Below are 14,206 nucleotides of genomic sequence, written 5' to 3'. Positions count from 1 at the left end.
TACATGAAGAAGCTTTATCGTTCAGCAACAGATAAAAAAATAGCGGGTGTTGTTGGTGGACTTGCGGAATATTTAAGTGTTGATGCATCGCTGCTTCGCATTTTAACCGTCATCATCGGATTTTTGACAGCATTTATGCCGATCTTCCTGATCTACTTCATCTGGTATTTTGTTGTTCCGGAAGAAGGCACTAAATAAATGCTTAGATGGATTGTCAGTATTTTAGTAAATGCATTACTTTTAATCGTCATTGCTGGATATTTTGATTCGGGCATTCTGCCTGGGCTCGGGAGCGTGTATATTGAAGGTTTTGGTGCAGCCATTGTGGCAAGTATCATTTTGTCCTTGCTCAATATTTTAGTGAAGCCGTTTTTGATCATTTTAACGCTTCCAGTGACCGTTCTTTCACTAGGATTGTTCTTATTTGTCATCAATGCGATTACACTCATGATGACATCGAGCTTTATGGGAGATAGCTTTAACATTGATGGATTCGGAACGGCCATTTGGATGGCTGTCATTTTATCCATTTTCCATCTGTTGATACAAAAAGGAATTGTAGAGCCGTTAGCGAAAAAAAGCTAACGGTTTTTTTGTGCAAATTTGCATCGTTTCTCCGTTCCATCTGACATAAAAACGACCTTCAGGAGACACAATATCCGAAGGGAGGCGGTGCAAGATGGTGAACGTGAGCAGACAAATCATGCTTTTGTGTTTTTTTATCATTCTTTTTTGTTTCAGTCAGCCTGCTTCAGCAGGACCTTTTCTTCAAACAGAAGTGAATGTACCGGACAAGCCTTTTTCGCCTTTTATCTTTGACCAATTTCATGTGGACGTCCGCCCGGTTCTAGGAAAAAGCCATGATCTACAGTTTCGTGCGTCCATTAGTGACCAAGAACAGATTTTGTCTGCGAACTTGTATTATAAACAAAGTGATGAACTGGGGTACCGCTTGATTCCAATGGAACGGCTGCCAGGGATGAAGCCAGAATTTACAGCGAAAATTCCGCCAGATCAATTATGGAATCCAACCGTTCGTTACTATACAGAGTTCCTTACGCAAAAATCAGTAATCAAAACGGCAGAGAAATCGGTTCATTTAAATGGATTTGAAGAAGATCTTTCACATATTCCGGATTTATTCATCACAGAAATTGTCGTCAATTCAAAAAACCGAAAAGGCAAAGATGCTTTTGAGTTTATCGAAGTGTATAACACGACACATGCGCCTATCTCTCTTAAACATTATCAGCTCCGCTACCGCAATCCTGCACAGGGCATTGAAATGGATGATGTATATTCCTTTCACACAAATCCAGTCACCATTTCACCTGGAAAACCTTATGTATTCTGGCTGAGAAAAAAAGGGCAGGAGCATTTAACGGCAGCGGATTTTAATGCCATGTATAAAAGCCAATTAAAAGAGGGCGAGCATTTGTCCATTATTGAGAGCAAAGGGCTGTCCAACTCTAAATCTCGTCTTGTTTCGATCACAACAAATATAGGTGAAGAAATTTCTTCTGCCGCTTTTCGTTTGAAGCCATCATGGTTTAGCGAGCATAAATCCTTGCTGTTTAAGTATCCAATGGATGGTACGACGCAGACGAAGCTGATTTCGAAAATTGAGGAAGAACCCACTCCAGGTAAAGTGCTAAAAGCACAAATTCCATCTGAAAAAAAGGAAATTTCTCAAGATATCCATAAACCTGTGATTGAAGATATGACGGTAAGGAAGCCGGTGAAACCAACTGAAAGTGTAGAGATTAAAGCAGATGTCCAAGATGATCAGGCTGTAAAAACCGTCAAGCTGCGCTATCGAACGAATCGAAAAGATCCGTTTAAGGAAATCCTGCTGCAAAAAGACCATAATGACCGGTTATTTCATCATATTATTTATTCACCTGAGTTGATTGGGAAAGAACAATTAGAATATCAGCTTGAAGCGTCAGACGGCGGAAATGAAGCCAAGACGTTGAAAAAAACGATTGATGTGGAGCAGGTCAGCAAAGCCCACGGTCTACGATTCAATGTAGAAGAGGGAGATACGGTATCAGGTTTATTTTCATTAAAGGCAACGTCTGATCAGAAAAAAAGTATCGAATTGCGAATAGATGGAAAACGGAAGCAGCAAGTATCCTCTGCCCTTGAAGCAGATCCATATATCGCATTTGATGTCAAAGGAACAAATTTATATTTTAAAAATGGTGTGTCTATAGGTAGGCGTTTACTTTCTATTTTTGATGATTCGACAAAAGTGTACCGTACCTATACAATGCCAATACCCGAAGAAGAGATAAAAAAGGCAGGTCTCCAAACGATCTCTTTTCACGCTGGCACAAAGTCTTCTCCGGTAGACCGGCTGCCTGGAGAGAATCATGATGATTTTGAATTGAAAAACGTCAGGATGATCTTGTCAAATGGAACACAAATTCCGCCAATCAATGCGAAGCCGCTAAAAGAATGGAGAATGGGAGACAGCGGGAACGCAAAAAAGGTGAGAACGTTTCAATTTGAGATTCCAAAAGAGGCGTATGTCTCAACCTATATAAAGTGGGACACAAAAAGGCTGAAAGAAGGGCCGCACCTAATTGAGGCCAAAACCTCAGAAGAGCACGCTTCAGTACGTGTGAAAGTTGATAACACTGGGCCGAGAATTAAGACCAACGTACAAACAAAGGATCAATATAAAGGCGCCTTTACATTAAAAGCAAAAGTAACGGATCGCTGGAGTGACATAGAGGAGTTGAAGGCATATGTAGATGGCAAACCAGTTTCTTTGCCATATCAGACATCCTCTAGTGAATTAAAGCCTGGGAAGCACACGTTTACGATCAAAGCAAAAGACGCAGCTGGTAACATGTCGACGTTAAAAAAAGAGTTCAAGACGGTACATGAGCATCCTGAAACACCAGAGCGGGTGGCAGATAAGACGAAAATGAAATCATCAAAACAAACTGTGCTAACCAAGGATCCAACGAATGATAAGTTAGATTACTCTTTTTATCGTGCCTATCAATATACATCGCTGCATCCTTCAATGAAAATTTTTAAGTATGCAGCAGAGACAGAACCGCCTAAGAGTTATCTCCAAAAAGGAGAAATGATTTTTTCTGATCAAGAAAGAAACCGCATTGCATTTGTTGATGGGAAGACAGTTGAAACGAAGGATTTACAGCGTTTTCCTTATCATCGTTTTCAAATTAAGGTTCATCATGATGTACGTGAAAAGGATGTCGTCGAAGCTGTATGGAAAGGGAGTTCATTGTCAGGGAGAAAGGTGACAATGTACGCATGGAATCACCAGCAGGAAAAGTGGGATAAAATCACTCATCACTTTGCCAAGGATCAAAAGGAATTTTACCTGAAAGGGCTGCTGTCAGTGAGACAGTACATGAAGAATCAAACGTTTGATTTGCTAGTACAGGATGAAATCAGCAAATCGCAAAAGCCATATAAGATGGTATGGATGTCTGACACTCAATATTATGCAAAGAGCTATCCTCATATCTTTAAACAAATGGTTGAATGGATCAGAGATCAAAGAGAAAAATTAAACATTCAATATGTGTTCCATACAGGCGATATTGTAGATGATTCAAAGGATAAGCAATGGCACCGTGCTGATACATTTATGCGTGTATTAGATGAGAATCACATTCCCTATGGGGTTTTAGCAGGAAATCATGATGTTAGACACAAGGACGGTTTATATGCGGAATACGGGAAATATTTCGGGGAAAAACGCTTTGCTGATAAGCCTTACTATGGTGAATCCTATCGAAACAATAAAGGTCATTATGATCTCATCTCTGCCGGCGGCAATGATTATATGATGGTGTACATGGGCTGGGGGATTAAGCAAGATGAAATTGATTGGTTAAACCGTGTAATTTCTGAGCATCCAGATCGTATCGTCATTTTAAATTTCCATGAGTATTTGTTAGTGAGCGGCAACCGAAGCCCGATTGGCGACCTCATCTTTCACCAAGTGGTGAAACGCCATCCTAATATTGTGGCCGTATTTAGCGGCCATTATCATGGAGCAAGCAGAAAAGTAGATGAGCTTGATGATGACCATGATGGAAAAGTCGACAGGAAAGTATATCAAATACTCGCCGATTATCAGTCAGGACCTGAAGGTGGTCAAGGGTTTATGAGGGTCATAACAGCCGATCAACAAAAAAATCAGCTTCATTTTACGACATATTCACCTTACTTGAATAAAGAGCATTTTTACGATCCTAAAACGTATGGAGATCAGGATGAATTTTCAATCGATGTAGATTTGACACCGAAAATGAAATCTGTCAAAACCAATTATTTTGAACTCAATGTGTATACGAATGTTCTTCTAGGAGAAGCGCGCGGTGTAAAAAGCGGCAAAAAAGCAAGCTTTGAGTGGAAGGGCTTAAAGCCAAATGAAGATTATTATTGGTACACTGTAGCAAAAGATCGTTTTCAAGGAAAAGCCATTTCACCAATATGGAAAATTCATACAAAAGATGATGACGAAACAAAATTTCTTAGGAAATAAAAAAACAGTGCTCCGTGTCAGGGGCACTGTTTATCTTTCCATTGTATGAATGAGCTTGTAACGATCCCCTCTATAAACAGAAACGACATACTCAAATGGAATGTCTTGTTGAAAAAAAGTCGTTCTTGTTATTGATAGCACAGGATCGCCTGCTGAAATAGACAGCAAGTTTGCTTCATCCTTTGAGGCAACATTGGCTTCAAGTTCCTGTTTGGCATGAGCAATGACATGGCCAGTGTGAGTTTCTATATATTCATATAAAGAGCCAGTTAAATGTTTCTTTGTTAAATCTCCGGCAAATCTTTCAGGTATATAGCTCGTTTCAATCGCCATCGGTTCATCATTTGCAAGGCGTATCCGTTTTAGTTCAAATACAGCATCACGATTTGACAGATGTAAGACTGGCAGCAAGTGCTCTGGACATGCAGTTTTTTTGAAGTCAATCAGCTGGCTTGATGCTTTGAGTCCACGCTGGCGCATATCCTCTGAAAAGCTTGTTAAGCCTTGAAGCGGCTGTTCAAATTTTTTTCGGCTTACAAAGGTGCCTTTTCCTTTTTGTCGATACAAATATCCTTCGTTCACAAGATTCGATAAGGCTTGTCTGACAGTCATTCGACTAATACCAAAGCGTTCGGCATATTCTCTTTCAGAAGGAATGAGTGTATCAGGTGCTAATGTTCCATCCTCAATCTGTTTTTTCAGGTTCTCCATAATCTGATGGTACATCGGAATAGGTGACTGCTTATCAATAAACATGTGAAAATCCTCTCGTTTTTAGCGTAGTGATCCAGCATCTCGATCAATCAAGACCGTTACATCTTCATGAAGTTTCAGTGCAGACGCTGGGAAGTCCGGATGAATCTCTGCCTGTTCTAAATATTGTATCACTTTCGCTTTTGATTTTCCCGAAGCAAGAAGGAGAATCTTTTTACTTGAAAGAATGCTCGCAATTCCCATTGTGATGGCATGTGTAGGTACCTCATCAATAGAAGAAAAGTATCTTGCGTTAGCCTGTCTCGTGTTTTCATCTAACTGCACGACATGAGTTTTTGAGTTGAAAGGGGTACCTGGTTCATTAAAACCGATATGCCCATTTTGACCGATTCCAAGGAGCTGAAGATCGATGCCGCCTACAGCCTCAATGAGCTGGTCATATCTTAAGCATTCCTTTTCTAAATGAGCTGCATTGCCATTTGGAAGAAAATACTGATCCTGAGGGAGATCAATATGGTCAAATAAATGACGTTTCATGTAGGTCATATAACTATTTTCATGTTCTGGATCAAGTCCTGCATATTCATCTAAATTGATTGTTTTTGTTTGCTTGAAAGACAATTGATGCGCTTGATGAAGTTGAATTAACTCTTTGTAAGTTTCAATAGGTGTACCGCCCGTTGCTAGGCCGAGTACGGCATCGGGTTTAGCAGCTATTGTCCTTGCAATAATGGCAGCTGCTTCTTTTCCTAATTGATCTTTGCTTTCAAATTCGATGATGTTCATTAGTGGTTGGCCTCCTTTTTTTCAAAGACGATTTGTCCACGGCAGATCGTCATCATCAGTTCACCAGATTCATCCCAAATCACCAGATCTGCTAGTTTTCCAACTTCGATGGAACCGAGCTGTTGATCAAGTCCCAGCTGAGCGGCCGCATTGGTTGAGGTCATCTTCGCAATCTCTGTCCAATCACAATCAGTGAGCTGTTTCATCCGTTTGACGCCATCTTTCATTCGCAAAATCGATCCTGCAAGTGTACCATCGTCCAGCAATGCTTTTTCGCCGCTGACTGTGACCGTCTGACCGCCAAATTCATACGTTCCATTCCCAAGCCCTTTTGCACGCATCGAGTCTGTGATCATGATTAAACGATCACTTCCTTTTGCCAAATACGCAAGCTTGATGGAAAGAGGATGGGAGTGAATCCCATCTGTGATCAGCTCAGTATGAAGATTCTCGTTCGTAAGAGCAGCACCTACAGCGTTCGGTTCACGATGCTGAAACGAACTCAGTGCATTATAAAGGTGCGTTACATGGCATGCACCATGCTTAGCTGCTAAATTGATCATGTCATGATGGGCATTCGTATGTCCAATAGAAGGGATAATGTTCTTTTCCTGTAATAGAGAAAGAAATGCAAAATCTGTGTCTTCCTCAGGTGCAAACGTGACAATTCGAATGAGCTGATCAGAAGCATCCAGCCATTTTTTAAAAAGCGGGATGTCCGGCTGTTTAATCCATTGAACAGGCTGTGCTCCTGCCTTATCTTTAGAAATAAATGGACCTTCGAGGTGGATTCCTATACATTGTGCCTGATTTCCTGCTTGTGCTTCATTACTTTGTTTCCACTGAGCGACATTTTTAAGTGCATGCTCAATCTCATGATGGTTTTGTGTGATGGTTGTCGCTAAAAAACTTGTCGTTCCTTCGGACGGAAGGTTGTCAGCGAGCGTATTCATTGCTTCTGCTGTCGCATCCATCATGTCTGCACCATATCCGCCATGGATGTGAATATCAATCATTCCGGGGAGTAAATAAAAGTTTTCCCGGGAAATATATACTTTTTCATAATTTCCTGTCGGTGGTGATGTTGAAATATAGTCGATCTTGCCATCGCGTAAACCGACAAAACCGTTTTCAATGACCTGTGACTTTGTCACAATATGAATGTTGGAGAGCAATAAAGAACCGCTCATGTTTGAGCCCCCTTATTCGTTATCTTTCATTTAAGTTTACTCTTTTTAAGTATAGTTGTCTATACCAGTTAGGGCGGTGAAACAGGAACAGGATAAAATACTGTTTTGGGTTCATCATTGAAAGTGATAAAATAGAGCTGTATTTCTGAATCGCCTGTGATAAAAGGAGGAAGAAACGTGCCGAAAGTTCGTACGAAGGACATAATGGAACAATTTCATCTTGAACTGGTAAGTGGGGAAGAAGGGATTAATCGTCCCATTACAATCAGTGATCTTTCCAGACCAGGTATTGAAATGGCTGGTTATTTTACATATTACCCAAAAGAAAGAGTTCAACTTTTAGGAAAAACAGAGCTTTCTTTTTTTGAACAGCTCCCAGAACGCGAACGAAAGCAGAGAATGATGTCTCTTTGTACAGATATTACCCCTGCCATTATTTTGTCACGAGATCGTGATGTCCCGAAGGAATTAATCGAAGCATCAAATGAAAATGGCGTGCCTGTTTTACGATCTAGTCTAAAAACGACAAGACTTTCGAGTCGATTGACCAACTTTTTAGAAAGTAAGCTTGCACCAACGACTGCCATTCATGGTGTGCTCGTAGATGTATATGGTGTGGGTGTGTTGTTAATTGGGAAAAGCGGAGTAGGAAAAAGTGAAACAGCCTTAGAATTAGTGAAGAGAGGACATCGGCTGGTCGCAGACGATTGCGTGGAAATCCGTCAAGAGGATCAGGATACGTTAGTTGGGAGCGCACCTGAGCTGATTGAACATCTTTTAGAAATTCGCGGGTTAGGCATTATTAATGTGATGACCTTATTTGGAGCAGGCGCTGTCAGAAGCTATAAGAGAATTACGATTGTAATGAACCTTGAGCTTTGGGAACAAGGCAAACAGTATGATCGTTTAGGACTTGAAGAAGAGAAAATGCGCATCATCGATACAGATGTGCCGAAGCTGACGATCCCTGTGCGGCCAGGTCGAAACTTAGCGGTCATCATTGAGGTGGCTGCGATGAACTTCAGGCTGAAACGTATGGGACATAATGCAGCGGAACAATTTACAAGTAAACTTGCCGATGTCATTGAAGACAATGGCCAGGATGAATAGGAGTTGACTATATGAACGAAGCAATTCAGCCAATTGATCCGATTGCTTTTCACCTCGGACCTATTTCGGTTCATTGGTATGGTGTGATTATTGGGGTCGGGGCCTTGCTTGGACTTTGGCTCGCCTTGAGAGAATGTGAAAAAAGAGGAATCAATAAAGATACGTTCATTGACTTAATCTTATTTGCCATTCCAATAGCGATTATTTGTGCTCGAATTTATTATGTATCCTTCGAATGGGATTACTATCAGCAGCACCCAAACGAAATCATTAAGATTTGGAATGGTGGAATTGCGATTCACGGGGGGCTGATCGGTGCCGTGCTGACAGCCATCATTTTTACAAAAGTGAGAAAGGTATCCTTTTGGAAAATAGCCGACGTCGCAGCACCTAGTATTTTACTAGGGCAGGCAATTGGACGCTGGGGGAACTTTATTAATCAAGAAGCACACGGTGAGGCGGTTTCAAGAACCTTTTTAGAAAATTTGCATCTGCCTGAGTTTATCATTAATCAAATGTATATTGATGGTACCTATTATCACCCGACGTTCTTATACGAATCATTATGGAATCTTGTTGGTGTTGTCATCTTGATTTTATTACGCAGAACTTCGCTGCGCAGAGGCGAAATCTTCTTGTCTTATTTAATTTGGTATTCAATCGGCCGTTTCTTCATTGAAGGGATGAGAACAGACAGCTTAATGCTGACAGAGCATCTTCGAATCGCACAGATGATTTCGATTGCGATATTCGCAGTGGCTGTTCTACTGATTTTCTTTAGAAGAATGAAAGGATACGCATCGATTCCGTATAAAGAGAACAACTCATCGAATTAAGCAGGGGGGATCAGAAGAAGATGGGAGAGACATGGAAAAACGGCTTGAAAGCAGGGCTGTCGACAACTTGGACACTTGGTAAAGTCATCTTTCCAGTGACCATTCTCGTCAGTATCTTGCAGCATACGCCTGTCATGGATTGGATCATCCGATTCATTCAGCCATTTATGGGGCTGTTTGGTCTTTCGGGGGAAGCGGCTATTCCGCTTGTATTAGGAAATATGCTGAATTTGTATGCGGGGATTGCTGCCATTTTGACATTAGAGCTTCCTGTGAAGGAAGTGTTTATTTTGGCAGTGATGCTGTCCTTTTGCCATAACTTGATCATCGAATCAACAGTGGCAGCAAAGGTTGGACTGAGAGTATCTGTGATTTTGCTGGTCAGAATCAGTCTTGCTGTTATTTCTGCTATTGTCATTCATCTCGTTTGGCAGGGAGGCGAGGAGCCGGCGCAATATGGACTTTTGAGTGCAGCTCAGGCGGCTGATGTGCCTTCCAGCTGGTACATGATCGTCCTTCTTGCTTTACAAAAAGCAGTACTCGGTGTGCTGCAGCTTGCCTGTATCGTTATCCCGCTCATGATCATCATTCAATTCATGAGAGATTTAGGGTGGCTCCATACACTGTCTAAGTGGCTGTCACCTTTTACTAGAATGCTTGGAATGAAAGAAAATACGTCTATGACGATGGTGGCTGGATTAACGATTGGTCTCGCTTATGGAGCCGGTGTGATGATGAAGGCAGTGGAAGAGGACGGTGTGAGTAAAAAGGACTTAACCCTTGCTTTTATTTTCCTTGTTGCCTGCCATGCGGTGGTCGAAGATACGCTGGTTTTTATTCCACTTGGTATTCCAGTATGGCCGCTTCTTGTGATCCGCCTGATTTCTGCAATTTTATTGACAGCTGCCATTAGCTATATTTGGCGGAAGCGGGAGCTTGCAGCTGTTAGAAAGGAAGCCATATGAACGAATCAACGATCAACACAGTGCTATTTGATTTAGATGGCACATTAATCAATACAAATGAATTAATTATTGCTTCATTTCAGCATACGCTGGATCATTATTATCCTGGTCAGTACAGCCGTGAGGATATTCTTCATTTCATTGGTCCGTCCTTGTTTGATACATTTTCTGCGATGGACCCTGATTTGACAGATGATATGATTCAGATGTACCGCACGTTTAATCATAAGCAGCATGATCTGCTTGTGACTGAATATGAGACCGTTTTAGACACATTGAAAGTCCTGCAGGATCGAGGATTTAAGCTCGGTATTGTCACAACGAAGATACGGGATACGGTTTTAATGGGATTGAAGCTGACCGGTTTAGAGCCGTTCTTTGAGGTCATTGTGACGCTCGATGATGTCCAAAATGAGAAGCCGCATCCGGAGCCTGTTCAGCTGGCATTATCAAAGCTTGGCAGTGATCCGCATGAAGCGGTGATGGTCGGTGATAATTATCACGACATTTTGTCTGGTCAAGCGGCAGGGACAAAAACGGCAGGTGTTGCTTGGTCGATTAAGGGAGAAGAGGCCCTTTTAAAGCATCGCCCTGATTTCATGCTGAAGAAAATGAGTGATCTCCTGGCGATTGTTGGAGCTGATTAAGTTGAGAAAAACAGATCGTTATCCTGTAAAAGGGGTTAATTCGCTGCGGCAAGTCTATCGGACAGTTCCCTTTTTCAAAGTGGTGAAAAACTTCATTTTTATTCAAATGGCAAGGTACACGCCTTTTATGGGAATGAAAAATTGGATTTACCGAACCTTTCTTCGTATGAAGGTCGGCGAGGATACGGCGTTCGCCTTAATGGTGATGGTTGATCTGATGTTTCCTGAGAAAATCACTGTCGGTCGAAATAGTGTGATCGGCTATAACACAACCATCTTGTCCCATGAGTATTTGATTAAAGAGTACCGACTTGGGGAAGTCTATATTGGTGATGAAGTCTTAATTGGAGCTAATTCAACTATTTTACCTGGTGTGACCATTGGGGATGGAGCGATCGTATCGGCTGGTACACTTGTTCATAAGGATGTCCCAGCAGGCTCATTTGTTGGAGGAAATCCAATGCGCTTGATTTATACGAAAGAAGAAATGGAAGCACGTCAATCTACGTCTGCTGAGTAGCTCGGCAGACTTTTTTGTTGACAATGTGACATGGTGTAACTATAATGATTACAACAGAGGTGAGAAAACATGAAAATCAGCAGCAGATTTACTGTCGCTGTCCATATTCTGGCCTTGCTATCACTTGAAAAAGGATCATTACAGACATCGGAGGATATCGCGGGAAGTGTGAATACAAACCCAGTGGTCATCCGCCGCATTATGAGTAAATTAAAAAAAGCAGGTCTAATCTCAACGAGTCTTGGCAAAGGTGGTTCTCAGCTGAACCGCAGTGAAGACGACATCACACTGCTCGATGTGTATAAAGCGGTTGAAGTTGTGGATGAGGGAGAATTGTTTCAAATTCATGAAAGCCCAAATCCTGACTGTCCGATCGGTGCAAATATTCAAGCGGTGCTTGAATTAATTTTATGCCGCGCTCAAAGTGCGATGGAGCAAGTGCTTGCTGAGATCAAATTAAGTGAACTAACGCATGTGCTAATCAAAAAAATTGGATGATCAATTCAATTTTTTTTACCTCTGTTGTAACCGTATTAGTTACACCTTTCTTTATCAACATAAAATCATATTGCAGGAGGAGTTAACATGAAAATTGGAATTATTGGCGCAACAGGTAAAGCAGGACAAGAAATTGTGAAAGAGGCTCGATCAAGAGGACATGAAGTAACGGCAATCGTCCGTGATGCACAAAAGGTGACAGATTCATCTCTATCTGTTCTTGAGAAGGATGTGTTTCACTTGCAAGCAGAAGACATCAAAGGCTTTGATGTGATTGTAAATGCATTTGGCGCACCTGCTGGAAAAGAGCATCTTCACGTAGAAGCTGGGAAAAAGCTGATCGATATTTTAAAAGAGGCACCTGAGACTCGTTTGATCGTTGTGGGCGGAGCAGGAAGTCTATTTGTAGATGAGGCGAAAACAACAAGACTAGTGGACACACCAGAGTTTCCTAAAGAATTTGTTGCTACGGCTTCACAGCAAGGAGAAAACCTAAAAGATCTTCAACAGACAGATGGATTAAAATGGACCTTCCTCAGCCCAGCTGCATTCTTTAATCCAGCTGGCAAACGTACAGGTTCTTACGTGAAAGGGAAAGACCATCTGATTGTCAATTCTAAAGGTGACAGCTATGTGAGCTATGCTGACTACGCCATTGCACTTGTTGATGAGGTGGAGCAGGCAGCCCATGTTGGAGAACGTTTTACCGTCGTATCTGAAGCTGAATAAGCAGTTTCATGGCCGTCTAAAAATGATAAATAGAGAGTCTAACGTATGAATGAGCAAGAATTGTCTTTCATCTATGTATGGGATGCGTATTGTGGCTGGTGTTATGGATTTTCAAACAGTATCCGCACTTTGCATGAAAATCATCCGGAGATATCATTAACACTTGTGTCGGGTGGTTTATTTGTAGGAGAAAGAAGTCTTCCAATAAAGGATTATCCACACATTCCAGAAGCAAATCAGCGTATTAGTCAGCTGACTGGTGTCGAGTTTGGTGAACGTTATCAGAAGCTGTTAGCAAACGGAACGTTTCTTTTAGATTCTGAGGCTGCGGCCATTGGTTTTTCTGCATTAAGATCCATCGCACCTGAGCAAGCATTGTACTTGGCTTCATCGATGCAAAAGGCTTTTTATCAAGACGGAAAAAGCCTGAGTGATGAAGAAACGTATCGGGAGATCGCTTTGGCGCATCATCTTGATTCTGACGCAGTCATAGAACGCATGAAAACAAAAGAAGCGATGAATGATGCGTATGCCGACTTTGCGAAGGTTCATCAACTTCATGTGAACGGCTATCCTACACTTTTATTAAAAAGAGGGGATGAATACTTCAGCCTGGGCGGAGGTGCGATGACAGCTGAAAAGCTTGAAGACCGTCTGAAGGAATTACTAGGAAAATGAAGCAATAAAATCAACCTCTACGTGAATAGAGGTTGTTTTTTTACGCTTTAATGATAATCGCTTGACTGCCCATCTGTTCCCAAGAATCTTCAAATTGATCACGGTCGACTTTTTGATTCTTTTCTCCATAGGGGTTATTCAAGTAGACATGCTCCTTGTCATAGCCTGTGATGACCACGCTATGCATATTAAAGCTTACATCGATTTTGCCATTTGGTGTATTCCATGTTTCGATGTTATCTGTTTTGTCAAAGGTGGATGTCGTAATCACCCAGACAGGATAGCCTTTTTCAAGGGATTGATAGATGGCCTTTTTAACAGGCTTTCCGGTTAAGTCGACTACTTGATCGCCCGCGTATTTTTTCGCAAGCTGATAAATCGGTTCGTGGTAAACCCCAAGACCCGGTCCATTCTCCATATCGCCTACAAACCCGTCATGAGGGTCTCCTTTTAAGCCATTTTCATAATTGAGCGGAACGCGTTTGATTTCATTTGCCAATGTGTTTTTCGTTACTTGCTCATAGCCGCTGTAATGAAGCAGCATCGCTAAGCTCGTGACTTCGCATCCGTTATAAAGCCTTGGCGCATCCATTTGATTGTAGAGAATGACGTCCATGGCTTTTTTGCTTCCTTTTAATGAATGATGTGTGGTTTCTGCTTTTTTCGTTGAACGAGTTTCTTCAGCCGCAAGTGCTGTATCGTTTTCTTTTGCTGCTTTTTGCGGCGAAGCTGTTTTCTTGACTTGATCGATTTGTGAAACGTATATAAAGCCGAAATAAACAAGACATGCGCACAACAAAGTTAAGATGAATGTCTGGATGAACTTCACTGTTAATCTCCTGTGTTATTCAATATTTTTAAGTATTATAGCACGTTCCTTCATCGAACATACAGAAAAGGCACAGGTGTCACTTGAATGTAATAATTCCAGAATATGTTGATGAAAATAGGAAGAAATAAAAATGATTGATTTAATCACTTTATTTTGTTAGCATATTA

At 41.5% G+C, this 14,206-nt stretch carries 15 protein-coding genes; 11 read left to right on the top strand and 4 right to left on the bottom strand.

Going from position 1 to position 14,206, the window contains the following annotated elements:
* Positions 1 to 3: 3 nt before the first annotated feature.
* From MHI23_RS16180 to MHI23_RS16170, 3 genes are all read left to right on the top strand, one after another.
* A complete protein-coding gene (locus tag MHI23_RS16180) occupies positions 4 to 198 on the top strand; it encodes a PspC domain-containing protein (protein WP_024423578.1) in 195 nt (64 codons plus the stop codon).
* Positions 199 to 585 carry a phage holin family protein gene (locus MHI23_RS16175; RefSeq protein ID WP_024423577.1) on the top strand — a complete coding sequence of 129 codons (387 nt, stop codon included), beginning with the start codon at positions 199 to 201 and terminating at the stop codon, positions 583 to 585.
* Between the two features lie 94 nt (positions 586 to 679).
* Complete coding sequence (locus tag MHI23_RS16170) at positions 680 to 4,534, top strand: metallophosphoesterase (RefSeq protein WP_125585987.1); 3,855 nt, start codon at positions 680 to 682, stop codon at positions 4,532 to 4,534.
* A 30-nt stretch (positions 4,535 to 4,564) separates the two neighbouring features.
* Here the strand turns inward: MHI23_RS16170 and MHI23_RS16165 are convergent, their stop codons facing one another.
* The 3 genes from MHI23_RS16165 to nagA are packed head-to-tail and all read right to left on the bottom strand — an operon-like array spanning position 4,565 to position 7,224.
* A complete protein-coding gene (locus MHI23_RS16165; RefSeq protein WP_024427658.1) occupies positions 4,565 to 5,290 on the bottom strand; it encodes a GntR family transcriptional regulator in 726 nt (241 codons plus the stop codon).
* Positions 5,291 to 5,308: 18 nt separating this feature from the next.
* Positions 5,309 to 6,034 carry a glucosamine-6-phosphate deaminase gene (gene nagB, locus MHI23_RS16160; protein WP_024427659.1) on the bottom strand — a complete coding sequence of 242 codons (726 nt, stop codon included), beginning with the start codon at positions 6,032 to 6,034 and terminating at the stop codon, positions 5,309 to 5,311.
* A complete protein-coding gene (nagA, locus tag MHI23_RS16155; protein WP_125585989.1) occupies positions 6,034 to 7,224 on the bottom strand; it encodes an N-acetylglucosamine-6-phosphate deacetylase in 1,191 nt (396 codons plus the stop codon). The genes nagB and nagA overlap by 1 nt, the downstream gene beginning before the upstream one ends.
* A gap of 177 nt (positions 7,225 to 7,401) precedes the next feature.
* On the opposite strand from nagA, the gene hprK reads away from it, so the two are divergent.
* From hprK to MHI23_RS16115, 8 genes are all read left to right on the top strand, one after another.
* The gene (hprK, locus tag MHI23_RS16150; RefSeq protein ID WP_024423572.1) at positions 7,402 to 8,334 is read left to right on the top strand and encodes an HPr(Ser) kinase/phosphatase; all 933 of its coding nucleotides are present in this window, start codon (positions 7,402 to 7,404) and stop codon (positions 8,332 to 8,334) included.
* 11 nt (positions 8,335 to 8,345) lie between these two features.
* Complete coding sequence (gene lgt, locus MHI23_RS16145; protein WP_024427661.1) at positions 8,346 to 9,170, top strand: prolipoprotein diacylglyceryl transferase; 825 nt, start codon at positions 8,346 to 8,348, stop codon at positions 9,168 to 9,170.
* 20 nt (positions 9,171 to 9,190) lie between these two features.
* Positions 9,191 to 10,135, top strand: coding sequence for a nucleoside recognition domain-containing protein (locus MHI23_RS16140; RefSeq protein WP_056765706.1), 945 nt, complete (start codon positions 9,191 to 9,193; stop codon positions 10,133 to 10,135).
* Complete coding sequence (gene ppaX / locus MHI23_RS16135) at positions 10,132 to 10,782, top strand: pyrophosphatase PpaX (RefSeq protein WP_034623790.1); 651 nt, start codon at positions 10,132 to 10,134, stop codon at positions 10,780 to 10,782. The genes MHI23_RS16140 and ppaX overlap by 4 nt, the downstream gene beginning before the upstream one ends.
* Position 10,783: 1 nt before the next feature.
* Complete coding sequence (locus MHI23_RS16130) at positions 10,784 to 11,302, top strand: acyltransferase (RefSeq protein WP_034623792.1); 519 nt, start codon at positions 10,784 to 10,786, stop codon at positions 11,300 to 11,302.
* A gap of 69 nt (positions 11,303 to 11,371) precedes the next feature.
* Positions 11,372 to 11,800 (top strand): Rrf2 family transcriptional regulator, encoded by a 429-nt coding sequence (locus tag MHI23_RS16125; RefSeq protein WP_024423567.1) that lies wholly within the window; start codon positions 11,372 to 11,374, stop codon positions 11,798 to 11,800.
* 87 nt (positions 11,801 to 11,887) lie between these two features.
* Entirely contained in the window at positions 11,888 to 12,529 is a 642-nt protein-coding gene (locus MHI23_RS16120) for an NAD(P)-dependent oxidoreductase (RefSeq protein ID WP_327831030.1), read from the top strand.
* A gap of 45 nt (positions 12,530 to 12,574) precedes the next feature.
* Positions 12,575 to 13,207: a DsbA family protein gene (locus MHI23_RS16115; protein ID WP_326134290.1), complete on the top strand. Its 633-nt coding sequence runs from the start codon at positions 12,575 to 12,577 to the stop codon at positions 13,205 to 13,207.
* 40 nt (positions 13,208 to 13,247) lie between these two features.
* On the opposite strand, the gene MHI23_RS16110 is transcribed toward MHI23_RS16115, so the two are convergent.
* Complete coding sequence (locus MHI23_RS16110; RefSeq protein WP_024427666.1) at positions 13,248 to 14,036, bottom strand: C39 family peptidase; 789 nt, start codon at positions 14,034 to 14,036, stop codon at positions 13,248 to 13,250.
* Positions 14,037 to 14,206: the final 170 nt, after the last annotated feature.

This window comes from Bacillus sp. FSL M7-0003, from assembly GCF_038628485.1.
GTDB classification, from domain to species: domain Bacteria; phylum Bacillota; class Bacilli; order Bacillales; family Bacillaceae; genus Bacillus; species Bacillus safensis.
This window is presented reverse-complemented; position numbering and strand designations above follow the sequence as displayed.